At 65.0% G+C, this 25,304-nt stretch carries 22 protein-coding genes; 7 read left to right on the top strand and 15 right to left on the bottom strand.

The features are described 5' to 3' along the window. Positions 1-93: 93 nt before the first annotated feature. The 10 genes from HNQ39_RS27720 to HNQ39_RS27675 form a co-directional block, all read right to left on the bottom strand. Positions 94-1,446, bottom strand: coding sequence for a vWA domain-containing protein (locus tag HNQ39_RS27720; RefSeq protein WP_184203853.1), 1,353 nt, complete (start codon positions 1,444-1,446; stop codon positions 94-96). Positions 1,447-1,450: 4 nt separating this feature from the next. Then, positions 1,451-2,776, bottom strand: coding sequence for an FHA domain-containing protein (locus tag HNQ39_RS27715; RefSeq protein ID WP_184203852.1), 1,326 nt, complete (start codon positions 2,774-2,776; stop codon positions 1,451-1,453). A gap of 93 nt (positions 2,777-2,869) precedes the next feature. Next, a complete protein-coding gene (locus HNQ39_RS27710; RefSeq protein ID WP_184203851.1) occupies positions 2,870-3,745 on the bottom strand; it encodes an FHA domain-containing protein in 876 nt (291 codons plus the stop codon). Beyond that, a complete protein-coding gene (locus tag HNQ39_RS27705; protein ID WP_184203850.1) occupies positions 3,742-5,253 on the bottom strand; it encodes an NAD(P)H-hydrate dehydratase in 1,512 nt (503 codons plus the stop codon). Before HNQ39_RS27705 ends, HNQ39_RS27710 begins: the two co-directional genes overlap by 4 nt. 236 nt (positions 5,254-5,489) lie before the next feature. Beyond that, a complete protein-coding gene (locus HNQ39_RS27700) occupies positions 5,490-6,203 on the bottom strand; it encodes a metal-dependent hydrolase (protein WP_184203849.1) in 714 nt (237 codons plus the stop codon). A 3-nt stretch (positions 6,204-6,206) separates the two neighbouring features. Then, on the bottom strand, positions 6,207-7,985 hold the full coding sequence (locus HNQ39_RS27695; protein WP_184203848.1) for a glycoside hydrolase family 127 protein: 1,779 nt from the start codon (positions 7,983-7,985) through the stop codon (positions 6,207-6,209). A 223-nt stretch (positions 7,986-8,208) separates the two neighbouring features. Then, entirely contained in the window at positions 8,209-9,105 is an 897-nt protein-coding gene (locus tag HNQ39_RS27690) for a hypothetical protein (RefSeq protein WP_184203847.1), read from the bottom strand. Positions 9,106-9,114: 9 nt separating this feature from the next. Then, positions 9,115-9,594 carry a hypothetical protein gene (locus tag HNQ39_RS27685; protein ID WP_184203846.1) on the bottom strand — a complete coding sequence of 160 codons (480 nt, stop codon included), beginning with the start codon at positions 9,592-9,594 and terminating at the stop codon, positions 9,115-9,117. Positions 9,595-9,603: 9 nt separating this feature from the next. Continuing rightward, a complete protein-coding gene (locus HNQ39_RS27680) occupies positions 9,604-9,888 on the bottom strand; it encodes a DUF3817 domain-containing protein (RefSeq protein WP_184203845.1) in 285 nt (94 codons plus the stop codon). Further along, the gene (locus HNQ39_RS27675; protein ID WP_184203844.1) at positions 9,885-10,574 is read right to left on the bottom strand and encodes a M15 family metallopeptidase; all 690 of its coding nucleotides are present in this window, start codon (positions 10,572-10,574) and stop codon (positions 9,885-9,887) included. Before HNQ39_RS27675 ends, HNQ39_RS27680 begins: the two co-directional genes overlap by 4 nt. A 191-nt stretch (positions 10,575-10,765) precedes the next feature. Here HNQ39_RS27675 and HNQ39_RS27670 point away from each other — a divergent pair, with 191 nt between their 5' ends. The 5 genes from HNQ39_RS27670 (at position 10,766) to HNQ39_RS27650 (ending at position 16,017) form a co-directional block, all read left to right on the top strand. After that, positions 10,766-11,887: an iron-containing alcohol dehydrogenase gene (locus HNQ39_RS27670; protein WP_184203843.1), complete on the top strand. Its 1,122-nt coding sequence runs from the start codon at positions 10,766-10,768 to the stop codon at positions 11,885-11,887. A gap of 3 nt (positions 11,888-11,890) precedes the next feature. After that, positions 11,891-13,165, top strand: a complete 1,275-nt coding sequence (locus HNQ39_RS27665) for an outer membrane protein assembly factor BamB family protein (protein WP_184203842.1) — start codon at positions 11,891-11,893, stop codon at positions 13,163-13,165. A gap of 96 nt (positions 13,166-13,261) precedes the next feature. Beyond that, positions 13,262-14,281 carry an outer membrane protein assembly factor BamB family protein gene (locus tag HNQ39_RS27660; protein ID WP_184203841.1) on the top strand — a complete coding sequence of 340 codons (1,020 nt, stop codon included), beginning with the start codon at positions 13,262-13,264 and terminating at the stop codon, positions 14,279-14,281. An 8-nt stretch (positions 14,282-14,289) separates the two neighbouring features. Continuing rightward, positions 14,290-15,102: a M48 family metallopeptidase gene (locus HNQ39_RS27655; protein WP_184203840.1), complete on the top strand. Its 813-nt coding sequence runs from the start codon at positions 14,290-14,292 to the stop codon at positions 15,100-15,102. An 18-nt stretch (positions 15,103-15,120) separates the two neighbouring features. Then, positions 15,121-16,017, top strand: coding sequence for a dihydrodipicolinate synthase family protein (locus HNQ39_RS27650; protein WP_184203839.1), 897 nt, complete (start codon positions 15,121-15,123; stop codon positions 16,015-16,017). 12 nt (positions 16,018-16,029) lie between these two features. Here HNQ39_RS27650 and HNQ39_RS27645 read toward each other — a convergent pair whose 3' ends face one another. After that, complete coding sequence (locus tag HNQ39_RS27645; RefSeq protein WP_184203838.1) at positions 16,030-16,497, bottom strand: DinB family protein; 468 nt, start codon at positions 16,495-16,497, stop codon at positions 16,030-16,032. A gap of 93 nt (positions 16,498-16,590) precedes the next feature. On the opposite strand from HNQ39_RS27645, the gene melA reads away from it, so the two are divergent. Then, positions 16,591-18,435: an alpha-glucosidase/alpha-galactosidase gene (gene melA, locus HNQ39_RS27640; protein WP_184203837.1), complete on the top strand. Its 1,845-nt coding sequence runs from the start codon at positions 16,591-16,593 to the stop codon at positions 18,433-18,435. 92 nt (positions 18,436-18,527) lie between these two features. On the opposite strand, the gene HNQ39_RS27635 is transcribed toward melA, so the two are convergent. The 4 genes from HNQ39_RS27635 to HNQ39_RS27620 all read right to left on the bottom strand — a co-directional run bounded on the left by HNQ39_RS27635 (position 18,528) and on the right by HNQ39_RS27620 (position 24,209). Next, on the bottom strand, positions 18,528-19,700 hold the full coding sequence (locus tag HNQ39_RS27635) for a M24 family metallopeptidase (RefSeq protein WP_184203836.1): 1,173 nt from the start codon (positions 19,698-19,700) through the stop codon (positions 18,528-18,530). 33 nt (positions 19,701-19,733) lie between these two features. Beyond that, a complete protein-coding gene (locus HNQ39_RS27630) occupies positions 19,734-21,428 on the bottom strand; it encodes a serine/threonine-protein kinase (RefSeq protein WP_184203835.1) in 1,695 nt (564 codons plus the stop codon). Between the two features lie 6 nt (positions 21,429-21,434). Continuing rightward, complete coding sequence (locus HNQ39_RS27625; RefSeq protein WP_184203834.1) at positions 21,435-22,928, bottom strand: protein phosphatase 2C domain-containing protein; 1,494 nt, start codon at positions 22,926-22,928, stop codon at positions 21,435-21,437. Between the two features lie 102 nt (positions 22,929-23,030). Beyond that, positions 23,031-24,209 carry an FhaA domain-containing protein gene (locus HNQ39_RS27620; protein ID WP_184203833.1) on the bottom strand — a complete coding sequence of 393 codons (1,179 nt, stop codon included), beginning with the start codon at positions 24,207-24,209 and terminating at the stop codon, positions 23,031-23,033. A gap of 81 nt (positions 24,210-24,290) precedes the next feature. Here HNQ39_RS27620 and HNQ39_RS27615 point away from each other — a divergent pair, with 81 nt between their 5' ends. Further along, positions 24,291-25,304 carry a phosphate/phosphite/phosphonate ABC transporter substrate-binding protein gene (locus tag HNQ39_RS27615; protein WP_184203832.1) on the top strand — a complete coding sequence of 338 codons (1,014 nt, stop codon included), beginning with the start codon at positions 24,291-24,293 and terminating at the stop codon, positions 25,302-25,304.

Here is a 25,304-nt window from a genome sequence, read left to right as displayed (position 1 = left end):
GCTCTACCTACCCCCTCTCCTCCCACGGAACGTGGATCCAGAGGGAGAGGGGGTGGCGAGGAACGAGCCGGGGGAGTGTTCTGGGGGAGTGCCCTAGCTCCTCTTCCCGAGATCGAGGCTGTAGATCGTCCCAATCAGAGTCTTCTCCGCGCCGCCGGTGTCGCCGCGCTGGGCGGCTTGCGCGGCCATCTGGACGGTCTTGGCGGCCTCGGTGTTGCCTTGCTGGGTGAACATCTGCTGCGTCTTATTGAGAGCAGCGGTTAGGTCCGCGAGGTTGAGCTGCTGAGTGCGCATGCCCATCATCGTTTTTTCGAGGTCACGGGCAGCTTGCATGGCGTTGAGCTCTTGGGAGACGAGAGGGTCAGCACCCGAGGGGACGCGGGCAGCGTCTCCGGTGAACTCAACCACGGCGTTGGCGGTGAGGGTCTCGCGCTGGCCGGTCGCGCCATCGTCCCAGGAGAGGATAACTTTTGCGGTGCGGAAGGTAGCCACGGCGTGTGGGTCGTAGTCCACCTCCCAGAGCTTGGTGACGGTCGCGCCGCGCTCGATATCGGGCAATGAGATCGCGGCGTGGCGGGCGCCCAGCTCGGGCGGGGAGCCGTAGCACTGGCGGACGGTGACCCCGCGCGGGAGCGTGAGGGTGAGGCGAATGTTCTTGGCGGTCACACCAAGGATCGTCAGCATCTCTTTTTGGAAGACCTCGGGGATCTGCTCGGGGCGCTCGATGTAGTAGTAGTTCCCCCCGGAGCGGCGGGCGATCCCAGCCATGAGCTCCTCGTTGTACTCTGGTCCGAAGCCCAGCGCCGTGACCGTGATGCCGCGTGCTTTTAGGTCCGCAACTTGCTGGACAATGCTCTGGAAGTCTTTGAGCCCCGCAGTCGGCTCGCCGTCGGTGAGGAGTAGGACGCGGGTGACGTAGCCCGCCATCGGCACCGACGCCACCTGGGAGCCGCCAGCGTAGAGGCCGTCGAAGAGGTTGGTCGTGGTTCCGGCGACAATGCGCTGGATGTGTTGCTTGATCAGATTCGGGTCGGTCACACGCCGCGCGGGCATGAGCACCTCCACCGACTCCTCAAAGGTCACGATCGAGAGCACATCGTCGGGGGTGAGCAGGTCCACGACGTGCTCGCAGGCCTTCTTGACATACTGGATCGGGGAGCCGTCCATGGAGCCCGAGCGGTCGATCACCAGGCAGACATTCACCGGCAAGCGCTTGCCGCCCGGCACAAAGCCCCCCGCGCCGCCTGCGGAAATCTGTGTCAGCACGTGCGCCCGTGTCCGGTCGCCCGCAAAGGCGTAGCGATTGCTCACTTTAACGTTGAGCGCCAGCGACGGGCCGCCCGGCGCGGCTTGGGGGAAACCGCCCATCACGGTCGGCTGCGCCATCTGGGTGCGGTTGGGATCGCCTCCCATCATTGTCGGATTCACGCGAATTGTCTGATCCATAGTTCTACTCCACTCTCAGGGTGCTGCTGCCGATCACGATCTGGTCGCCCGGCGCGAGCGCGACACGGGTGATGCGCTGGCCATTGACAAAGGTCCCGTTGGTGCTCCCCATATCCTCCAGTGCCACGCCGCTGCCCTCGGCCACAAGCTGTGCGTGCCGCCGCGATGCCTTGGTATCGGCGGGAAGCGCGGCGCTGTTGCCCGGGTCGCGGCCAAAGACCAGCCCCGCTTGCAAGGCAAAGCTCTGCCCCGCATGCGGCCCCGCAACGACAACCAGCTTACTCCCCTTCCCTGTGGCAGGGAAGGGGCCGGGGGATGGGTTCAAAGCATACGGCGACACACCCGGCTGTGCGACCGGCACGGCGGGCGCTTGCTTCACATCCCGATTTTCGAGCACGGTGCGCTGGCGGACCTGCTTCTCAAAGAACACCAGCACCCGGTCCACGATCTGAATCTGGTCGCCGGAGCGTAGCTTCTGCTCCCCAGCGATCTTTGCGCCATTGACCAAGACCCCAATCGGGGACTCGCCGGTATCGCGCACGGCGTAGCCGCCACTGGGGAGCGCGACCAGTAGCGCATGGCTCCGTCCGATCTGCGGGTTGCCAAAAAGCGGGATATCGCAGAGCTCGTTGCGCCCGATCTTGCTCTCGGCTTTCTCTAAAAGGATCTCTTTGCTGAACTCATTGCGGCCCACCTGGATCTTCACCCAGGCCTCTTTGAGCCACTCTTGAACCAGCGCGATAAACAGCCCGATCATCGCGCCGGTGATCACAAAGCCCAGGGTGCGCGAGACGGCCCCGGCGCGGACGCCGGGCATGAGATAGGGCGCGATCTCAAAGACCGCTCCGCCCAAGAGGCCCCCAATCGCGCCTCCAATCAAGCCATTGCGGCCCACACGGACGCTCTGCTTGCGCCAGCCCTCCGCGGTCCCGGCGAGCGCCCCGATAAAGCACCAGCCGAGGCCACGGGCGACCACGTTGCCCAGAAATGCCAGCGGGTTGCGCGCTTTCTCCACATAGAGTGGGGCAAAGACCGCCATCCCAAACGTGATCCCCACAAACCCCGCCGCGATCCCGATTCCCAGTCCAAAGCCAATCGCGCGTACCCAGTCCCGGGTCCCTGATGCCAGGTTACTGGCGACTCCAAAGAGCGCCCCGAGGAAGCCGCCGAACCAGACCGCCGCCGCGGTCGTGTTGTTCAGGTCGGTCTTGGTGGGTGGCCACTGGTCGGTGATGCGTAGGATTCCGGTGACATCGGTGAGGAAGACGACAAGGAGCCCGGCGGCGGCTCCCGCCAGCAGGAAGAGCAAGATGCGCGACGGAAAGTTCATAGCCCTCCCCCCCAGCCCCCGCTCCGCGGGGGGGAAAAGAGGTATTCCCCTTCCTTATTGTCCCCCCGCCCAGCGGGGGTTAGGGGGTTGGTATCACGCTTCATAGCGCAACCTCGAGGAGCCGATCTTGATCTCATCGCCGTGGGAGAGCACCTGCGGGTTGGCGAGGCGCTGGCCATTGACAAAGGTCCCGTTGGCCGAGCCACTGTCGGAGAGCTCCCAGCCCGTGCCGGTGGGGAGAAAGACCGCGTGCTTGCGGCTGACCGTGCTGTCGGTGGGAAGGGAGAGCGCGTTGTCGGGCTCCCGGCCCACGGTGAGGGCGTCCATCAGAGGGATGACTTTTCCGGCGGCGGGGCCGCTGTAGCCAACCAGCTTGGGCTGGCCGCTGGGCGCGGGAAGCGGTGGAGCGGCAGGGGCAGAGGCTCCCGTGGCAACGGCGACACCAGCGGGTGCGGCACCCGCCGAGGGCAGTTCGGAGAGCGAGGGGAGCGGCGGGAGCGGGGCCACCGCGGGCTTGCCCACAGGGGCGGCGGCAGGGGGCGCCTCTTGCGGAAGCTCGACCCCGAGCTGCTTGAAGGCTCCCGTGACCGTCAGGCCCTTGCTCTTGAGCGCACGCCAGCCAAAGAACCCACCCACCCCGAGAACCGCGAGACCGAGCCACCCGGCGATTAGGCTGCTGCCATTGTTCTGCTCAGGCTCTTTTTGCGACTGAACCACGACAACAATAGGCGCGGGAGTCGCGGCGGGCGCAGGCGTAGCGGCTTTCGGGTCGGGTGTCGGGGTTGCCGTTGCGGCCTTGGGATCCGGCGTCGCCTTGGGATCGGGGGTGGGTGTCGCCTTGGTGCCTGCCTCCTTGGGCGCGGGGGTGGGTGTCGCGGCGAGGGTGGTCTTGGGCGGCTCCAGCTTCGGTGTCTGGGCCAGTGCGCCCGTCGCCAGGACAAGAGCAAGTGCGGTTAGTTGTGTCTTCATAGGTCGCCAATATCCCCCGATTCTAAGCGTAGCCGTGCGGCGGGCAGGGCATCACGAATCTCTCCTGCCAGAGAGCCCACGGGGAGCGACTCCCCCGCCAGTGCGTGCCAGTAGGCACCACAGCGCGCGGCGTTTTCCGCAGTCAGCCCTTGGGCCAGCAGGGCCGCGATCACGCCCGTGAGGACATCCCCACTTCCCGCGGTCGCCAGACTCACCGAGCCCTCTCGGTTGTAGTATAGCTGACCTGCCGGGCTCGCGACCAAGGTGCGGGCCCCCTTGAGCAAGGTCACCGAGCCAAAGTTCTGCGCGACACGCCCCACGACCTCCGTGCGGCTCGCCTGCACCGCGCGGGTAGGAAGCCCCAAGAGCCGCCCTAGCTCGCCGGGATGGGGAGTGAGGACCCGCTCCCGCCCGCTGAGGCGACTCAGGAGCGCGGCTCTCTGGGCGATACAGTTGAGGCCATCGGCATCGATCACAAGCGGCAGGTTTGTGTGTGTCAGGAGCGCCTCGACAAAGTCTTGGACAGCCGCACCCGCGGTGAGACCCGGCCCCAGCGCAATTGCATCGGCGCGGGCCACCAGCGGCAGGAGCGTCTCAAGCGCCCCCTCTCCCCCGTGGGTGCCGTCGGGTGTCTCGGGCAGAGGGCGGACAACCACCTCCGCAGAGAGCGCGGCGACCGTCGCCACGAGGCTCTCCGGGACCGCGAGATAGACCAGCCCTGCGCCGGCACGAAGCGCGGCAGTGGCGGTGAGCACGGCGGCCCCGGCCATCCCCCGTGCACCTGCCACTACCAAGACCGTCCCAAACGCCCCTTTATTGGCATCCCGGCCTTGCTGGCGCTTGGGCAGTGTGGCGCGAACCCAGCCAATCGTTGTCAGCTCTTGTGTCGGTGGCGTGAGAATCGGCAGGCCAATCGGGGCGAGGGTTAGTTCTCCAACCAGCTCCGCGCCGGGATAGAGCAAGAGCCCGGGCTTGAGTGCCGAGAGGGTGACGGTCGCGCGTGCGCGGATCGCGTCGCCGGGAACCTCCCCCGTGTCGGCATCGACTCCTGAGGGAAGATCACAAGCGACGAGGGGAATCCCAGAGGCATTGGCCGCCCGAATCGCCTCGGCGACTAGGCCACGGGGCGCACCGCGTGTGCCTGTTCCCAGCAGGCAGTCCACCAGCAAGTCATGGCCGGCAAGAGCGGCATCGCTGAAGGGAGCGACCGTGACCCCCGAGGCACGCAACGGGGCGAGGTGGGTGGCGGCAAGTCCGGTGATCTCCTCCTCGGACGTCGTGAGCAGAACTGTGATCTCTTTCCCTGCCACTGCCAGAAGCCGCGCCGCCGCAAACCCATCCCCGCCGTTGTTGCCCTTGCCACAGAGAAACGCGATCCGCTGCGCCCCGGCACAGGCGCGGGCGAGTGCTTCACCCGCGGACTGCATCAGGCAGGCACCGGGAATTCCCAGGTCGTCTATCGCCTGGCGGTCCGCCTCCCGTAGCTCTGCTGCCGTCGCGATTCTCATAGCCGTCTCCACCTACCCAAAGGGCCCTCTGACTCTCTCTTTGAGGGGGTAGCAGCAAGAGAGCCAGAGGCACTTCCCGTTTTTCTATCGGTCCATTCTGAGAGTGAGAGGTATTAGAGCTCTCAGAACTTTCTTCCGAAAAATCCAGAAGTTTTTTATGGACAAACTTCCGGTTTCTTTTGTTCCGTCCGGAGTATATTTTTTTTGATTATTTTTTTTCGCACTCTAGATCGCCCCTAGGCAAGCGACTCTCCGGGCTTTAGGCCATGCACACGGACCGCTCGCCCTCGCTTTGCCAGCTCTGCCTCCAGCGCCTCGGGGGTTCCCGCTAAGAGGGGAAACGTCCCCCAGTGGATCGGGATCACCTCGGTGACCGAGCTTAAAAACTCCAGGGCATAGGCGGCCTCGCGGGGGCCCATCGTGAAGCGGTCCCCTATCGGCAGGAACGCCAAGGTCGGGGCGTAGAGCTCGCTGATGAGCCGCATGTCGCTAAAGAGCGCGGTGTCTCCTGCATGATAGAACGCAGAACCACCCGTTTCGGTTACGACAAAGCCCGACGCGCTTCCCGCATAGACCACTTCTCCCCCGTCGTCGATCCGGCTGGAGTGGAGTGCGGGCACCTGGGTGACCGTGAGCCCCAGCTCGGGCAGGGACACCGAGCCGCCCAGGTTCATCCCGATCAGCTGACTCTCGGCCACTCCCTTGCTGCCCAGAAAGAGCGCGATCTCAAACATCGTCACCACGGTTGCCCCGCTCTCCTGCGCGAGGCGCACGGCATCGCCCATGTGGTCGGAGTGGCCGTGGGTGATGAGGATTAAGTCCAGCGGGCCGGGATTTTTCAGCGCCGCGGGGCAGGCCGGGTTGCCGTAGGTCCAGGGCTCGATCAGGATGCGCTTGCTGTTTTGTGTCTCGATGAGCACGGTGGAGTGCCCCAAGTAGGTCGTTATCATGGTTTAGTTGTCCTCCTTTAGCCAGACTGTCATCGTGCCGGGCGTGCGGTTGGCCCAGGCGTAGTAGGGAATCAAGGTCAGGGTGCGCTCCTGCCCCGGCCCGTGCGGAGCGGAGGCATAGAGCGGCCCGGCCCCCTCTAGGACCGTCCCCGTGGCCTGAAGCGCGACAATGCCGCCCAGAAGCTCGGGGCGCGGCGCTTCGGTGAGGGGCGCTTGGGCGGGCAGGGTAGCGTCCCAGAGGTCCACCCCCGCATGGTCGGCCTCCTCGGCGCAGTAGAGCAGCGGGCCACGAGCCACCGCGACCTGGCCCCGGCAGGCCAGCACGCGCGGGTTGGCGTAGAGCCGGCGCGGGGTCAGCGGGAAGTCCAGGGTGACGGTCGCCTCGCGGTCTTCCAAGGGGACAATGTGCCAGCTCGGCCCACCGGCCCACTCCGGGATACGCAGAAACAGCCGCCGCGCCGAGCCGTGTGCGATGACATGCACCTGCCCGCGCTCGGGGTAGCTTGTCTCCACGGTGATGGTCGTGTCCCCCACCTCTAAGGTCGCATCGGCGTAGAGCGTCAGGTAGATATCGCCGTCGCGCTCGGCGGCGAAGTAGCCCGGAAGCTGGGCCAAGGTGCGGGCGAGGTTGGGCGGGCAGCAGGCGCAGCCAAACCACTCCTTGCGCCGGTGGCCTCCCCGGTCCGCGAGCGGGTTCTGGTAGAAGTACTCCGTCCCGCTGAGCGAGAGCCCGGGGAGGACGGCGTTGTAGAGAGTCCACTCCAATAGATCGATATACTTTGCATCGGCTGTCAATAAGAACAGACGCCAGCTCCACATCACGCTGGCGATCGCGGCGCAGGTCTCGGTGTAGGCGCGCTCGCTGGTGAGCTCGTAGTCCTTGCCAAAGGCCTCGCCCTCCCAGCGCGCGCCCGCGCCGCCGGTGACATGCATCCGCCGGGTGGTGAAGCTCTCCCACTGGGCCTGGAGCGCGGCTAGGAGCGCCGGGTCGCCGTCTTCGAGGACCACATCGGCCGCCCCCGATGCTAGATACAGCATGCGGACGGCGTGGCCGGTGACTTCTGTCAGCTCGGTGTAGAGGACGTGGTCCTGCCAGTAGGCACCGCCGCCACAGAGCGCGGGCTTCTGGCCGCGCACCGCGATCATGTGCTTGGCGAGTGTAAGGTAGCGCCCCTCGCCGGTCGCGCGAAACAGCTCGACCAGTGCCAGCTCCGCCTCGGGGTGGCCGCAGGCCCCCGGATTGACCCGCGCGAGACAGTCGGCGAGCTTGCAGGCGACCTCCAGCAGGGAGCGCTTGCCGGTTGCCCGGAAGTGCGCCACGGCGGCCTGGAAAAGATGTCCGGCGCAGTAGATTTCGTGCATGTCCCGCAGGTTGGTGAAGCGCTCGCTCTCCCGCTCGAACATGAAGTAGGTGTTGAGGTAGCCATCGGGCTGCTGCGCCGCAGCCACCTCCGCGATCACGGCGTCCACCTTTGCGTCCAGCTCCGGGTCCGGGTGGCTTGCCAGTGACCACGCGGCGGCTTCGAGCCACTTGTAGACATCGCTGTCGTTGAAGGCAAAGAGCCCCTCAAACGGGACATCGAGCTTGCCCGCGGCGCGCTGGAAGTTCTGAATCCGCCCCGTTGCCTCGCAGTGGGCGAGCTGTCCAGGAATCGTCGAGGTTCGGTTGCGCTCCAGACGCGGTGCCCAGAAGTGATCGGTCAGGACCACGGAAGCAACAGGCACGGGGCGAAGCGCGGCATGGGCACTGCGCCGGGTGTCTACAATTACAGAGTCGGCCATGGGCTTATGATACCTGCACGGGTCTTTGCGTGGACGGTAAACGTCCCGCATTCCTCGACGGTAAACGTCGGGCTATAGGGCCTTCGGCCGCCTCCTCGTTCCTCGTCGGTACAAAATTATTCCGAGCGAAGCGAGGCGGCGACTTGCTCGCCCCATAGCCGGACGTTTACCGTCCTGGCGATTTCCATGGGGGATCATGAGTTATCCACAGGTTATCCACAGGCTAGGGCGAGTTATCCACAGGCACCGGGAGGCCTCGTCCCGACACGTCGGTATCGCTCTCGGCGAGGATCGGGAGGTCTTTCCAGGGGGCGGTGGCGTCCTCGATTGCCTTGCGCGCCTGGATCAGCTCCGGGTGGGCGAAGCGGATGTGCCAGGCGCGGTTGAGGTAGGGAAGCGCCTGGCGGAGCGTGGGAACGGGGTGTGCCAGAGCGATCTGGTGGAGCGCCTGTGCGGCGAGCTTGGCGGCCTCTCCGGTGCGCTGCCAGCGCAGGAGGGCGGTCAGCGACGCGATCTCGGGGCTCGTGGACTCTTCCCGAAAGACCAGTGGGTCGAGCTCGTCCTTTGGCCCCAGCGGTAGGGCCAGGGTCGTCTTGAGCTGCCGCGCCACGAGCGGCGCGGTGCGGAGCGTGCAGAGCCGAATCGCGCGCCAGGCATCGTCGGGGAGCTGGCTGTAGCGTCCCAGGAGTGTCTCTAGCTCCTGGTAACACGCGGCCTTGTACATGGCTTCGGCCTGTGAGTAGACAATCAGCAAGGGACGTAGAGCCAGGATTGAGTCCGATTCCACGATCAGCTCCGACACCGTGTGTCTCACCACCGGGCTGGGGTGGTTCAGCCCCTGCTCTAGCGCATCAAAGGCCCCCGTGCCACGCCGCTGGAGCACCTCTTTCACCCGTTGCTGCTCCTGAGAGTCCGAGGACTCCAGCAAGGGAATCAGCGCTTCCTCCTCCTGGCGCCAGAGCGGAAGCGGCTCATCGGGTTCAGAGGTGGGATAGGGAAACTGTAGCTGCTCTTGGAGAACGCGCAGGACGAGCCGCTCGGGGGTGAGCTGCTGCTGGTCCGCCTCGCGGCGCAGGAGCTGAAGCTGCTCATCGGTCAGGGAGATTATCAGCTCGGGCATGGGCCTTTATTATACGTCAGGCGGGGAGACGGGCCGGGGCAAGTCAGCATCGAGGAGCTCGTCGTCGCTCTCAGCCGGCCGGGGCAGGTCTTTCCACTGCGCGGTGGCTGCTTCGATAGTCGCTCGAAGGGCAGCATACTCTGTGGGAAGAGTGAGCATGAACCAGTTGGGACGTAAGAAAGGCAGCGCGGCTCGCAGGCCGGGCATGGGCTTCTCTCGGGCGATTCTCTCTAGCTTGTAGAGCGCTTGCAGGGCTTTGGGCTGGTAGATATTGGTCTTGTAGCGCTCCAGCTGCGCAATGGCTTCCTGGACGTCTTGGGCGGTCCACTCCCTAGCCTCTTGTGCCTGCCGTTCTTGCTCCTGCTGGATTCTCTCCCGAACCCACTGGCTAATCAGTGTCTCAAACCTCACCCCCCTCTCGCCCGCGAACCGCTGGAGATCCACCAGCTCCAGGGGAGTGAGTTCGAGAGCAAGCTCTAGGGATGGCATCGTGTACCGCTACTTCGACTCCAGCGCCTTGAGCTTTTTCTCAAAGAGCAGGGGGCCAAAGGGGAGCACGGAGCCCACCCCGAGCAAGAGAGCGAGGGTGAAGGGGAGCTTTTTGGTGAGAAAGGCGACTCCCAGCATCCCGATATAGAGCACCCAGAGCGCGCCGTGGGCGGTGCCGACAATCTTCACGGCCTCGGGCTTGTGCGCCAGGTACTTGAGGGGCATGGCGACTCCGGTGAGCAAGAGAAACGAGAGGGCCTCGATCAGGCCAAGGCGGCGCAGGTTCTGAATCATCGGGGTAATTCTACCCAGCCGTACACGCAGGTGCGCTCCCCGACCCGCACGGCCCAGCCGGCATCGCCCCAGCTGTAGTGCCAGAACTCCTCGGCGCAGTTGGAGAAGCCCGCCTCCAGCATGGCGGTGAAGATCAGCTCCCGGTTGCGGACGGCACGCTCGCTCAGACCATGCACGAGGCTCCGCGCGGACTTCCAGCCCGTGAGCGGCTTGCGTAGCTCGGCGAGCCTGCCGGAGGGCAGGAGCAGGTGGACATCGACCGCAGCGCCGGTGCAGTGGCCAGGCGGGGCGGGCTGGTCGTAGGGAGCGAAGAAGCGGCAGGTCTGGCGGCGGCGGGTGGCGTAGCTCCAGTCCGGGTGCTTCTCGGTGAGCTCGGCGAAGTACGTGTCAAAGAGCCCTTGCTGGGTCTCTTTGGTGCGCAGAGCCGTGGTGACTCGGAGGCGGTAGCCGGTGGGAAGGGCCGCCTGTGCCTGGTTGAGCTTGTCGGCGACCGTGCGGCGGAGATAGGGCAGGCACTTTCGGGAGACCTGCACACCCGGGCAGTGCTTGCGGATATCCACCAGCGGCTCGCCACACTCGTGCTCCTTCACCCGGTTCAGCGCGGCAATGGGCTCCGGGCCACTCACGGCACGCAGGCGGGCAGCGAGCGCCGGGTCAAAAGTCGCAGTGTGGAGGCGGCGCGGCATGGGGAGATTGTACCCGGACGGTAGGCCCAGACAGATCAGCCCAGACAACGCAGAAACCCAGACAACGAGTGTCCAGGCTTAAGAGGGCGACGGCTGCCTTCGCAGCCAACCGAATACACTGGGCACGTAGGTGCCCGTCGCCCTTTTAAGCCCGAGGACTTGTTCCTCGGGCAATTAGGTACAATCCCCCCATGTTTGACTGGCAGCTACACACGCGGATTGTCTGCGGCGCGGGGGCACTGGCACGGCTGGGCGAGCTCGCACGGGGGCTCGGGACGCGGGCGCTGCTCGTCACCGACCCCGGCATTGTGCAGGCAGGCCACCTCGGGCGGGCAGAGGCGATCTTGCAGGCAGCGGGCGTGGCGACCGCGGTCTTTGCCCAGGTCCACGAGAACCCAACCACCGCAGATGTCGCTGCCTGTCTGGAGGTTGCCCAAGACTTTGCCCCGGATCTTCTCATCGCGCTGGGCGGGGGCTCGGCGATGGACACGGCCAAGGGGACCAACTTCCTCCTCACCAACGGCGGCCCCCTGAGCGATTTCTGGGTCGCCAGCCCGAGCCGCCGCGGGCTCACCCAGCCGCTCTTGCCGACCATCGCGATCCCCACGACGGCGGGCACGGGCAGCGAGGTGCAGTGCCACGCCCTGATCGCCGACTCCCAGAGCCACGCCAAGATGGCCCTCGGAGAGACCGGAGCCGAGCCCACCCTCGCGCTCCTCGACCCCGAGCTCACCCTCACCCTCCCACGCTCCGTGACTGCCCAGACCGGGATCGATGCCCTGGTCCATGCGATCGAGACCGCGGTCACCAAGCCACGCACACCACACTCGCTGCTCTTCTCCCACGAGGCCTTTCGCTTACTCTCGTCGAGCTTCTCCAGAGTCCTGGAAAACTCGAGCGACCTGGAGGCGCGCGAGGCGATGCTGCTGGGCGCGACCTGGGCGGGGCTGGCGATTGAGTACTCGATGCTGGGGATCGCCCACTCGGTGGCAAACCCGCTGACCGCGCACTTTGGGGTGGTCCATGGGCAAGCGGTCGGGGTGATGCTCCCCCACGTGATCGCCTTCAACGCCGAGGACACCACGACGCGACGCGCCTACGCGGCCCTCGGTCAGAGCCCCGAGGCGCTGAGCGAGCAAGTGACGCTCTGGCTCCAGCAGGCAGGGATGGCGACCACGCTTGGTGAATGTGGAGTCAGCGGCGAGGCGATCGAGACCCTTGCCACGGAGGCCGCGCGGCAGTGGACCGCGAGCTTCAACCCACGCCCGGTAACCGCTGTGGACCTCGCCGGGCTCTACCGAAAGGCACTGTGACCTATGCAAGACGGAACGAGTAAACAGGACTGGGCAAACTGGCGCGGCCCGAGCTACAACGGCTCCACCGATGCCAGCGACCTGCCCGTGAAGTTCTCCCCGACAACCGGCCTGAAGTGGACTGCCCCCATGCCTGGCCCCACCGCCGCCACCCCGATCGTGCTGGGTAGCAGTGTCTATATCACGTCGGCGGATATCGACAAGCAGCTCCTGCTCGCCTACTGCCTGGACCGCAAGACCGGGAAGGTGAAGTGGCAGGACGCGATGGGGAGCGGCTACCAGCCCGGCGGCCAGGGCAACAAGGTCCGCCTCGATGAGCGCAGCCACTACGCCGCACCGTCGCCAGTCGCCGACAGCAAGCGGGTGGTCTTTTTCTTTGGCAACGGCGACCTGGCGGCCTTCACCCACAGCGGCAAGAAGCTCTGGCAGCGCAACCTCCAGAAAGACTACGGCGACTTTGCCTTCCAGTGGACCTTCTCCAGCAGCCCCCAGCTCTGGAAGGACAAGCTCTACATCCAGATCCTCCAGCGCAACCAGCCGGTCGGGCCGCGCGGCAAGGGAGTCCCCGAGTCGTTTCTGCTGGCGCTCAACCCCAGCACGGGCGCGGAGCTCTGGCGGAGTGCGCGTCCCAGCGAGGCGAGTAATGAGTCTCGTGAGTCGTATGGCACCCCGATCCCCCACACCGTCAAGGGAAAGACCCAGCTGCTGATCTCCGGCGGCGATGTGGTCACCGGCCACGACCCGGAGACGGGCAAGGAGCTCTGGCGCTGGGGGACCTGGAACGAGGGCCACCGCGAGCAGTGGTGGCGTCTCGTCCCCTCACCGGTCGCGGGCGAGGGAGTCGTGCTGGTCTGTGCTCCCAAGCGCGCCCCGGTCTACGCGACCCGGCTTGAGACCGCGACACCCGCCTGGAAGAGTGAGGAGCGCAGCAATGTCACCAGCGATGTCCCCACGCCGTGCTTTGGCCAGGGCAAGTTCTATGTCCTCAGTGATGTGAAAAAATCGCTCTCCTGTATCGAGGCCAAGAGCGGCGCGGTTGTCTGGAGTGTCCCGACACCCGGTCGGCAGATGTGCTGGGGCTCCCCCACCCTCGCCGACGGCAAGCTCTACGTGATCGACCTTAACGGAGTCGTGTTTGTCTTTGAGGCAGCAACGGGTAAGCTCCTAGCAGAGAACCCCATGGACACCGAAGGGGCCGATATTCGCTCCAGTATCGCCGTTGCCTACAACAATCTTTTCATCCGAACCCGGGATAAACTCTACTGCGTGGGGCGGTAGCTACCAGCCCCCTAACCCCCGTGGAACGGGGGGACAAATAGGAATCCGATTCCGCAAATCCCCCCCGCAGGGCGGGGGTTAGGGGGCCTAAAAATTATGCAGCAGTTCCGAATCGCGCCAGGGAAGCTGGCAAACGCACTCAAGCAGGCATGGCGGTTCAAGACCGGCAAGCCCGTGCTATCGTCGCCCGTGGTAGACAGCGCCGGGCGTGTCTTCTTTGGCTCGGCGGATAAAAAGGTCTACGCCGTGCGCCTCGCCGATGGGAAGAAGCTCTGGGCAACCCCCACCAACGGCGAGATCGAGGCCACGGCGCGTCTGGTAGGAAAGCTCGTGGTGATTGGCTCGTCGGATGCGCGCCTCTACGCCCTTGATGCCGCCACGGGTAAGCTGGTGTGGAAGTACAAGACCGACGATAAGATTTTAGGCGCGGCGAACCTCACGACCGCTCCCGATGGCAAGACCCCCTGGCTCGTCTTTGGTAGCTACGACAACCGGGTCCACTGTGTCAATGCCAACACCGGAAAGCTGAACTGGACCTACGAGACCGACAACTATGTCAATGGTATGCCCGCGATCTACCAGGGAAAAGTGGTCTTTGGCGGCTGCGATGGCATCCTCCATGTCGTGAGTATCGCAGATGGTAAGAAGCTCACAAGTATCGATATCGGGGACTACATCGCCGGCTCGGTGACCATCGAGGACGGCCGGGTCTACCTGGGGCACTACGGCAACGCGGTGGTGTGTGTAGACTTGGCATCGGGCAAGAACGTCTGGACCTACCGCGACCGCGGCTTCCCGTACTACTCGTCGCCCGCCGTGCTCGGGGACCGTATGGTGATCGGGGGGCGCGATAAGTTTGTCCACTGCCTCAACAAAGACACCGGCAAGGCGCTCTGGAGATTCCGCACGCGCGGCAAGATCGACGGCTCCCCGGTCATTTGCGACGGCAAGGTGGTGATTGGCTCGGAGGACGGGCGGCTCTACTTCCTGAACCTGGCCGATGGCAAGCAAGTCTGGAGTTTCCCGATTGGCCGCCCCGTCATGGGCTCCTCCTGCGTCCTCAACGGCCAAGTATTGGTCGGCTCCGACGACGGCTATGTCTACTGCTTCCGGTAGCCCCTGAGATGCGCTCACAGCAGCAAGCCACGCTCCCCGAGGACAAAGTCCCCCTCGCAGTTATCTTGAGCTTCTCCCTCTACCCTCTGATTGCGGGAGGACTTCTCTACTATGGCTTCTTTCTGCTAGAGGGCCTCTCTGTCACCTTGTGGCGGTTGCTTTTCCTTCTGGGGAACCTTCTCTTCATTGCCAGCTGGGTGGCGGTGGGCTGGTGGGCAAGGGCGAGAACCCGCACTCGCCTGGAGAACGACCACCCCATGGCGGAGAGTGCGGGGACATTTGCGGCACGCTCGGGTGTGGTTATCCAGCGCCTGTATGTCTTCCCCTCTTCCAAGGTCGACGCCTACCGCACTCCCGCAGGCTCCCTCTGTCTCTCCAGCGCCCTCCTGCGCAACCTGACCCCACGCGAGGCCGAGGTGCTTATCGCCCACAACATCCACCTTGGCGCGATCAAGTGGGCTCCCCTTCTGGGCTTTGCCAGCTACGGTATCCTGGGACTCTTCACCACAGGGCTGCAAGAGTGGCTTCAGCACCGGTTTGGTACTCCCCTTGGCCGTGCGGCACTCACGGTCGAGGGGATACGGGGAGTGCTCATGCTTGGTATGATCACTGCCACAACAATCTGGAGAGACCGTCGCGAAAAGGCTGCCGATGCGTTTGCCGTGAAAGTTATCGGCGACCCAGAGCGAGTGGTGCAGGCGATCCTAAAGGAGTACGCTCTCTCGTCTGGAGCGACACAGAACTCGATAGAGAAGCTCCCCGATGGCCTAAAAGAGCGCATCCGGCGGATTCGGGAAAACGCCCCAACCCCTGAGAGATAATTTTGGTAGAATCCCCTCATGAAGACCAACTGGACGGGGCTCATTGCGGCTCCCCACACGCCGTTCGCCGCCGATGGCTCCCTCAATCTTGGCGTTATTGAGAAACAGTGCGAGAAGTTAATTACCGATGGCGTGATCGGCGCGTTTGTCTGTGGCTCGACGGGCGAGGGGGTCTCGCTGAGCGGGGCGGAGCGCAAGGCGGTGGCGCGGCGCTGGGTAGAGCTCGCGGCGGGGCGGCTGAAGGTGATTGTCCATGTGGGGCACACGAGCATTCCTGATGCAGCCGAGCTGGCAGCCGATGCACAAGCGGCGGGCGCAGACGGTATCTCGGCGCTGGCTCCGTATTATTTTAAGCCCGCCGGGGTAGGGCAGCTCTTGGATTTTATGGCGCCGGTCGCCGCCGCCGCGCCCGAGCTGCCGTTTTTCTACTACCACATTCCCGCACTGACCGGCGCGGCGCTACCCATGATCCCACTGCTGGAGCAGGCCACCGACCGCATCCCCAGCTTTGCGGGCCTCAAGTTCACCCACAATGATCTCCTAGAGTTCGCTGCCTGCCTGCGTTTTGAGAACGGGCGCTACGATATCTTCTGGGGCTCCGATGAGTGCATGCTCCCGGCGCTGAGTGTCGGGGCGGTTGGCTTCGTGGGCAGCACCTACAACTACTCCGCGCCGCTCTACCACAAGCTCCGCGCAGCGTTTGCGGCGGGCGACCAGGCCGAGGCACGACGCCTCTCCGATGTCGTGATGGATGCCGTCCGCGCCCTGCTCCAGAATCCGGGGCTTCCCAGCGGCAAGGCAATCATGGAGGGAGTGGGAGTTCCCGTGGGAGCGCCGCGCCCGCCCCTACGCCCCCTGACTGCGGCGCAAGCCGAGGTCTTGGTGGCGCGCTTGTGGGAGCTTGGGGCGCTCTAATTCCTTAGGCGGCTAGTGTAGCTCTTTGTCGCCGTAGAGGGTCTGGATATAGGCAACCTGCCCGAGGTGGTAGGTGCAGTTCCAGCGGGGGTACTCCAGCATCTCCAGGTAGGTGTGGTCGCGGCCGCCGTTGAAGGGAAGCCAGCGTGTCTCGGTGAGCTGGGTGTCAGGTAGCGCTTCGACATACGGTGCCCAGAGGGCAAAGCGCTTCTCGAACTCCTCCTGGCACTGCGTTATCGTGGTCCACGACTGCATCTGGGCAAACGCCGCTTGCCGCTCTTCGTCGGTTCGTTGTGTCGCCAGCATCACATCCAGCCCCCAGCCCGGTGTCGCGGCGATCTCACGGCACATCGAGAGAACCGACTGCCCGAGCTCCAGGGGAGCCCAGTCGAGCTTCTCTTCGGGGACGGTGGCGGCGTAGCGAAAGAACTCTGCGGCAGACTCTTTGGTGACCTGCACAAGGTGTTGCTGAACTGTCATGCGGCCAGTGTAGCACGCCCTGAAAAAGAAAACAAGTGTTTTCTTTTTCGGTTTTTCCAGCGTGCGCTTGGCGGGATTGGGTACACTACGCCCATGATAAAAGTAGCCATGATTGGCGCAGGCAGCGTCGTCTTTTCAAAAAACCTCACCGGTGATATTCTCTCGTTTCCTGAGTTCAAGGACGCGACTTTCTCCTACATGGATATCGACGCGGACCGCCTAGAAGTCGGGGCCGCGCTGTGCCGCAAGGTGGGTGCGGCGCTCGGAGCCAGCCCGACCATCGAGGCGACCCTGGACCGCAAGAAGGCGCTGGAGGGCGCGGACTTTGTGATCAACATGGTCCAGATCGGCGGCTTCGACTCGACCCTGGTGGACTTTGAGATTCCCCGCAAGTACGGCCTCGGCTTCACGATCGCCGACACGACCGGGCCGGGGGGATTTTTCCGCGCCCTCCGCACCTACCCCATGCTCAAGGGCTTGGTCGAGGACATGATGGCGATCTGCCCGAAGGCGGTCTTGCTCAACTACTCCAACCCCATGAGCATGAACATGCAGACCATCACCCGCAGCTCCAATATCCAGGCGGTCGGGCTGTGTCATAGCGTCCAAGGCACGCTGAACCAGATCATGGGCTATATCGGCGTGAACCCAAGTGAGGTGGGCTTCACGTGTGCCGGGATCAACCACATGGCCTTCTACACCAAGCTGGAGCGCGAGGGCCAGGACTTGTATCCGCGGCTCTTTGAGGCGATGGGCGATCCGGCGATCTTTGCCAAGAACAAGGTGCGCTTTGAGCTCATGAAGCGCCTGGGCTACTTCATCACCGAGTCTAGCGAGCACAACGCGGAGTACAACCCGTGGTTTATCCCGCGCGGCAAGGATAAGATCGCGGAGTTCTCGGTGCCCATGGACGAGTACCTGCGGCGCTGCGATGGGATTGTCGATGAGTTCGAGCGCATGAAGGTCTTTGCCCGCTCCGACGATCCGATCACGGTGCACAAGTCCCATGAGTACGGCTCCACTATTATTCACTCGATCGTCACGGGGACGCCGTCGGTGGTCTACGGGAACATGCCCAACAACGGCGCGATCTCCAACCTGCCCAACGATGCCATCGCCGAGGTGCCGACCCTGGTGGACCGGGCCGGCCTGCAGTTCACGACGGTCGGGGCGCTGCCGCCGCAGCTCATTGGCTACATGATGCCGCATGTCACCCAGCACGAGCTCTTTATCCGCGCCGCGCAAGAGGGCCGCCGCGACCATATCTACCAGGCCGCGATGTTCGACCCGCTCACCGGTGCCACCCTCTCCACAGACCAGATTGTGGAGATGTGCGATGAGCTGATTGTCGCCCACGGAGACTTACTGCCGCCTATTGATACGAAGAAGACCCTGGTTCCCACGAGCGGCAAGACCTTCAATCCCCCGACACCCCAAGAGCTCCGGGCGAGCTGGGACGCCGCCCAGAAAGAGGGGCACGAGGACGATCTCCTGAGCTGGCGCGTCTTAGGGCCGTTTGTTCGACCGTTCGGCGAGAGCGGTGTCAGCACCGGCTGGGTCGCGCCCGATGTGGACGAAGACATCTTTGCCAGCGGGGAGCACAAGACCGGCTGGCGCGAGACCATCGCCAATAAAAAGGGCTACGTGAACCTGGGCCGCGCCATCGGCAACCACGACAACGCCGTGGCCTACGCCTACACCGAGCTGGAGTCGGTCCATGCCCGGGAGACCATCCTCAAGTGCGGCTCCGACGATGGCATTAAGATCTGGATCAACGGGGTCGTCGTCCACGACAACGATGCCCTCCGTGGCTACACGGAAAAAGAGGATCAGGCCTCGATCCGCCTGGAGGAGGGGGTCAACCGGATTCTGGTCAAGATCACCAACGCCGTCCACGGCTGGGGCTTCGGAGTCGCGGTTCCCAAGCCGAATTTCTAGCCTCCCCGCCCCCTAACCCCCGCCCGGCGGGGGGAATACAAGGAATCGGATTCCGATTTGTCCCCCCGTTGCACGGGGGTTAGGGGGGCAAGTTACTTCGGGATCGCAGCGGTGAGGTTGATCGGGTCGCCGTCGGTGATGAGGATATCGTCCTCGATGCGGATTCCCAGCGCCTTGTCGGCCAGGTAGAGGCCCGGCTCGATCGTGATGACCATGCCAGGCTTCAAAACACCATCGGGGAGGGCGTCGTGGACATCGAGACCGAGGCCATGCCCGACCCCGTAGGTGTAACAGTCCGGCATCCCCGCTTTCTCGAACACGGCGCGGGCGGCGCGGTCCACCTCCCACATCGCGGCCCCGGCGCGCGAGGCCGCAATCCCCGCCAGCTCGGACTCCAACACCAGGTTGTAGAGATACTGTTGCTCGTCGGTGAAGCGCCCCGAGACGGGGTAGGTACGTGTCACATCGGCGGCATAGCCCGCAAAGCTCGCCCCAGCGTCGATGAGCACCAGCTCGCCCTCCTTGAGAACCTGGTCGTTGTCCATGTAGTGCAGGACAGTCGCATTCATCCCACCACCGACAATCGGGTTGTAGGCATGCTCCCCGCCGTGCTTGCGAAACGCACTCTCCAGCGCCTCGGCCACCACGCGCTCGCTCACGCCCGGCTGGATCGCGGCCAGTGCAGCCTTGTAGCCATCGACTGTCGCGTCCACGGCTTTCTGCATCAGCGCCAGCTCCGCCTCGGACTTAATCGAGCGCATTTCTATTAGCAGCTGCGTTTTATCTTCAATGGCGACACCCGGAACGCGCTCCGTCACTTGGCGAAACGCCGCCAGGTCGGGCGAGACCGCGCCGGGATAGACCGAGTAGGGATGCAGGCAGGCAAAACGCCGACCGCGCCGGGCCGCGCTGGTGAGTGCCCCGGCGATCCCGCCGCTGCGCGCAATGCTCGTAAAGCCCGTCTTCTCTTTCAGGGCATGGTTGAGCGGATCGCGGTAGCCGTCCCAGTGCTCCCGCTCGGGGTCTCGGGATCTTAAGAGCAGCGTGATACGCTTGCTCGGGTCGGGCGAGGTCGGGTCGAAGAGCACGGCGGCTCCCGGCTCGTTGGTGATGCCCGTCAGGTAGATAAAGTGCTTGTTTGCGGTCCAGCGCCCCAGGAGCGGCGGGCCGCCCTCCCCCGCGAAGACCACCCCGGCCGCGCCTCCCAGGCCCTCCAGCACCCGCTCACGCCGTGCTGCATACTCTGCCACAGAAATTCCATTCATGGCCCGGATTGTACCTGCTTGTGTCTTGGGTGGCTAAGAACGCAGGAAAAACGCGGCCCCCAGTGCCAGGAGCAGGGTTAGGGCCAGCCAGAGACGCCAGAGCCGGCGGGCGGTGGCGGCTTGGATCAGGAGGATGCCCAGTGGTAGGAGCGCCATCACCGAGACCGTCAGGAGCGCACCGGGAGTCGGACTGCCTTGGATCGCCCTTGCCGCCAGGACACCGCCCGCCATCACCCCAATCGCCACGGGGAAGAGCGCCAAGACCCGTGTCCAGAGCGGCTGGCGCGTGCCAATCGAGACCAGCAGGAGCATCGCGCTCACGAGCCCGGTCAGGGCGAGGCCACTATTGAGCCTCGCCCCCCCAGCCGAGCCAAACCCTGCGGCGGCTGGTGCCAGCGTGAGCAAGAGTAGCGGAATAAACCACCAGCGCATGCCCTCTTTAGGGAGCGCCTTCTCGCCCACCACCGCCTCGATCTGGACTTTTTGGGCCGGGGCCGGTGTCGTGACGAGCGGGGTGAGCTGCGCCTGTCCTCCCCCGGCGTGGAGCTCTCCCGCCAGATCGAAGCGGGCGAGGCGCTCCTTCAGCGCGGAGAAGGGAATCGTATGCTCGGCATCGTCGGGCTGCTCCACCGGGTCCTCGGGGCGAGCGCGCTCCAAGAACTCTCGGAGCTTTCGGTCGGGGCCGCGGTCGGCGCGGCCCGCGAGCTCTCGCGCCAGGTCGGCGATAAAGGGCTCGCCAATCGCCCGCAAGAAGGTCTCAAAGCGCCCCTCGATCAGCGCCCGCCGGGACTCGTCCCAGTTGCGTGCCGCCCCGGTGAGGAGCTCATCGAGTGTCTGGACCACCGTGCCATCGGAGAAGACCAGGCGGTCGGGGGCGGCCACGGGGGCAGGGGGGGGCCCCGGAGCGGGCGCAGGCGCGGGAGCCGGGAGCCCCGTGGCGGCGGCCTGGAGCGCCTCGGCGAAGGCACGGGCGGTCTGGTAGCGGCCGGCCTTGTCCTTGGCGAGCGCCTTGACCACGACCGCATCGAGTGCCTCGCTCACCCCGGTGGGCGGAGGCGCCTCGGTCTCGATCGCCGCCTTCCAGGAAAACGGGTTGCGGGTATCGGCGGCGGCGAAGGGGCGCTTGCCCGTGACCAGCTCGTAGAGCACAACTCCCACGGCCCAGAGGTCGGAGCGCCAGTCTGAGTCGGCCTGCTCGGCGAAGTCCTCGGGGGCCATGTAGGGATAGGTTCCCCCGCCCCCGGCCACCGAGGCGGTCCCCAGTGCCTCGGCGAGCCCAAAGTCCGTGAGCTTAATGGTCGTGTTATCGTCGCCGATCAGGATATTGGCGGGCTTGATGTCTTTGTGCAGAATCCGCCGCTCGTGGGCAAAGGCCAGCGCATCGAGCACCGCGAGGACAATCTTCACCGCGGCGGCGGGCTCCAGCGGGCTTCCCATCCGGTCCCGGAGCACCTCCGCGAGGTTCTTGCCGCGCACCAGCTCCATGTCCAGCAGGATCACGCCCTCTTGCAGGTCCACCGAGTGCACCTCGATAATATGCGGGTGGCGCAGGCGGTCCAGCACACGTGCCTCTGAGAGGACTTTTTCCTGCTCGGGGCCGGCGGCGCGGATCTCCTTCAGCGCGACATTGCGCCGTAGCAGCGTGTCCCAGGCAAGGTAGACAATCCCCGAGGCACCGTGCCCTAGGATCTCTAGCCGCTCGTACTTTCCAATCTGGCCAATGGGCATTGTTTTTTACTTGGGGGAGGGCTTTGCCGAGGCGACAAGCTTGGCCCGTAGCACCTGGACATGGTTGGTGGCATCGATAAAGTAGATGTCCCCGCTCTTGGGCTCGATCGTGAGTGCGCCGGGGCGGTCCAGCTTGGAGATGCGGGTCAGCTCGGCTCCCTCGGGGCTGAGCTTCTTGATCACCCCACGCCCGGCGTAGGAGATGTAGATATTTCCCTGGGGGTCGGTGGCGACATAGACCTCGTTATCGGGCGAGCTCATGTCTGCCTGGACTTTATCGGGCACCTTTAGGTCACTGACGAGCACCTTTTCGGGGCCGCTGGGGTGCGCCAGGATCACCTGCTCGCCGGAGTTGCGGACAAAGACCACTTTTCCCTCGGGGAGGAGCGCGAGCTGGCTCCGGCTGGCAAGCGGGCTATCGACAATGCGCAGGGGGGTGTCGCTGTAGGTCAGACGACGGTAGTCGGGCAGGACCGGGGCGGAGAGCGTGGTGGGCTTCCCGCTGAGGTTGGCCGCGAGCTGGCTGCGCAGGATCGGGGAGAGCGCCAGCAGGAGCAGGGTGAGAAATGCCAGCCCACCGAGCATCGCCAGCATGAGCACGACCGTCGAGGGGCCAGCGGGCTTGCGTCGCCGACGGCTCTCGCGGCTTCCTTCCGGGGCGCGGGTTCCGCCGCCGCGCTTCTCCAGAGGCGCAGTGTCGCCCTCGCTTGCGCCCTTGCCCCCCGCGCCCACCAGGAGCACGGTGATATTGTCGTGGCCGCCCTTGCGGTTGGCCGCGTCGATCAGGACCTGCACCTGGCGCTCCAGGCTCCCGCGTGGCTCGGCCAGCAAGGGCGCGATCTCGTCGTCGAGGAGCATCGTCGTGAGGCCGTCGCTACAGACCAGGATCGTGTCGCCGGGCAGGAGGGTCTCCTGGCGCACCTCGGGCTCTAGGACCGCATCGATCCCAATGGCCCGGGTGATCATGTTGCGAAACCGCGAGACCCGCGCCTCGGACTCGGTCATGTTGCCGGCGCGCACCTGCTCATCGACAAAGCTATGGTCGTTGGTGAGGCGCTCCAGCCGCCCGCTGCGGAAGCGGTAGGCCCGCGAGTCGCCCGCGTGCGCCACCCAGAGTGTCCCCGCCCGCACCACACCCGCCACGACCGTCGTCCCCATCAGAGCGTTGCTGGGCGCGGGCTCGTTGCCCTGTGTCGGCTCGTCGTCGTCGGACCGCGGGCGCGCCAGCGAGTTGACCGCATCGTTGGCACCGCGCAGGGCCGCGAGGAGCACTTGGGCGGGGTCGGAGTCGGGCAGGAGGCGTGCCTTGAGCGTGGCCTCGATCACCCGGACCGCCTCGTTGGCCGCGATATCGCCTGCCTGGAGCCCCCCCATCCCATCACAGACCACAAAAGCGGCCTCGTAGCCGGGGATCGCGAACACCCCAAACGTGTCCTCATTGCCAGAGCGGCGCATTCCCTTGTGGGTATCGGCGGCCAGTTGGATCGAAAGCGTAGACATAGCGTTATTTCAGCTCCCGTCGCAGGGAGAACAGTAGTGCAAGAATAAACCCCAGCAAGGAGAGGGCAAAGACGACGCGCAAGAGGCTCAGCAGAACGGGGCTCATCCGCCCGTCCCTTGCTGGAGCCGTAGCTGGAGCCCCCCGAGCTGGATCGTGTCGCCGGGGTAGAGCGCCACCGGGAAGTTGGCCGGGATACGCTCCCCATTGACCACGGTCCCCGCCTTGGAGTCCAGGTCCTCGATACGGACCATCCCCTCGCGCAGGGTCACCCGTGCGTGCTGTGGGGAGACTCCCTCGCCCACCAAGACAATATCATCGGTGAGGGCGCGCCCCAGTAACATTCGGGATGCCAGCGGAAATACCTCCCCGGTGTCGGAGACCAGGCGGTAGGTCGGCCCGGCTCCCCCGGCACCCGGAAGCGGCGGCGGAGCAGTGGGCTTGGCAAAGGGCGAGGGCACCGTCAGCGAGTCCTGAGGGACGTGCAGGCGCAGGCGGGTCTGCCCCACGAGCAGCTCATCGCTATCGGCGAGGGGCATGCCTTTTCCCGGGGTAAGACGCTCGCCCCCCACGTAGGTTCCATTGGTGCTGCCTTCGTCGTAGAGGACAAAGCGCCCGCCCTCCCAGGCAAGTCGTGCGTGCTTCTTGGAGACCATGCCATCGCTGGCGAGCACCAGGTCGTTGCCCGCCTGCTTGCCCCGCCCGATCTGGAGCCCACTCGCGGTGAGCGGGAGCTCCTCGGTGCGGCCATCGCTGCCCTGGACCGTCAGGATCGCCAGGGTCTCGCCGGGGCTGTGCGGGCGCGGCGCGGGGACCGTGCCCAGCTCGCCCAGCTCCTTGGGGGTGGGCTCGGGGGCGGCCACGAGCGGCTCCTCCCCGGGAGCGGCCGGTGTCGCGGCCAGCGGCCCCGCCTCCCAGCGGGTGGCGATCTTCACGCGCTCGACTCCCTCGCCCGCCTCGACCTCGTCCAGGATCACTTGTAGGGGACCGCGTGTCTTGTAGCCGTGCTGCCCGATCTTCTCGGCGAGCGCCTGAGCCAGCTCATCGGCATCGAGGAAGGCCCGGACCAGCTGCCGCTCCTCGTCGTCCTCGACCGCGATCGTCAGGGCATAGACATTGGGGACATAGCTCTGACCATCGAGCCCCTCACGGCGGGCATCCTCCATCGCCAGCACCGCCCGACGCAAGATATCGCGTGGCCGTAGCTCGTCGTCCCCCTGGCCCTTGAAAAGCTTTTCGTAGGCATCCGTAAAGCGCCGATTGAGTTTCTCCAGTACGTCCACCGCTGTCTCCTTGATTCTGTCGGGTATACTGACAAGCGAAATTTAACGGCATTATACCAATCCGTTTTGAGGAGAGTTCCCGTGAACCCAATCCGCCGTCGCTCACTTATCTTCGCCGCAGCACTTACTCTGACCAGCATCGCGCTTGCAGGTTGCAACCCGTCGTCGGACGCGGGAAAAAGCGGCCCCTCGGGCACCGCTTCCGCTCCCACCGACAAGCCCACCAAGCTGATTTTAGGCTTCGTTCCCTCGGTGGAGGCCGATAAAGCGGTCGCCAATGCCAAGCCTCTGGCCGATTATCTCACAAAAGAGCTCGGGATTCCCGTCGAGTCGTTTGTCTCCACGGACTATGTCGGGCTGATCGAGGCGATGGCGAGCAAGAAGGTCGATATCGGCTCCCTCCCGACTCTGGGCTATGTCCTGGCCAAAGACAAGAGCGCCGCCGATGTTATCCTCAAGACCGCCCGCGAGATTCCGGCGACCAAAGAGGTCAAGACAACCTACCACTCGATGTTCATCACCCGCGCCGACTCGGGGATCAAGAGTATCGAGGAGGCCAAGGGCAAGCGCATGGCCTTTGTCGATCCCCAGTCCGCCTCGGGGAACCTCTTTCCGCGCTACTACTTGAAGAAGAAAAATATCGACGCCGACAGCTTCTTTGCCCAGACCACGTTTGCCGGCGGCCACGATAGCGCGGTGCGTGCGGTCTACAACGGCCAGGTTGATGTGGCGGCGGTCTACGACGATGCGCGCAACAAAGTGGAGAAGACCCTCCCCGATGTCAAGACAAAAGTGATCAAGATCGGCGAGACCGACGAGATCCCCAACGACACGATCTCCGTGCGCGCCGGGCTCGATCCCGAGCTGGTCCAGAAGATCAAGGCCGCCTTCCTCAAGTACGCCGAGTCCGAAGAGGGCAAGAAGACCCTTAAGGCGATCTACGAGGTCGAGGGCTTTGCGGAGGCGAAAGACGGCGACTACGACGTGGTGCGGGATGTGGCCAAGGCGCTCAATGTCCCGCTCGACAACTACATGCCCAAGCCCAAAGCCCCCGCTGCCGCCCCTGCCGCTCCCGCGGGAGCACCGAAAAAGTAG

It is taken from the genome of Armatimonas rosea (assembly GCF_014202505.1).
GTDB classification, from domain to species: domain Bacteria; phylum Armatimonadota; class Armatimonadia; order Armatimonadales; family Armatimonadaceae; genus Armatimonas; species Armatimonas rosea.
Note: the sequence above shows the minus strand (reverse complement) of the source record. Positions and strands in the feature narration are given on the sequence as shown.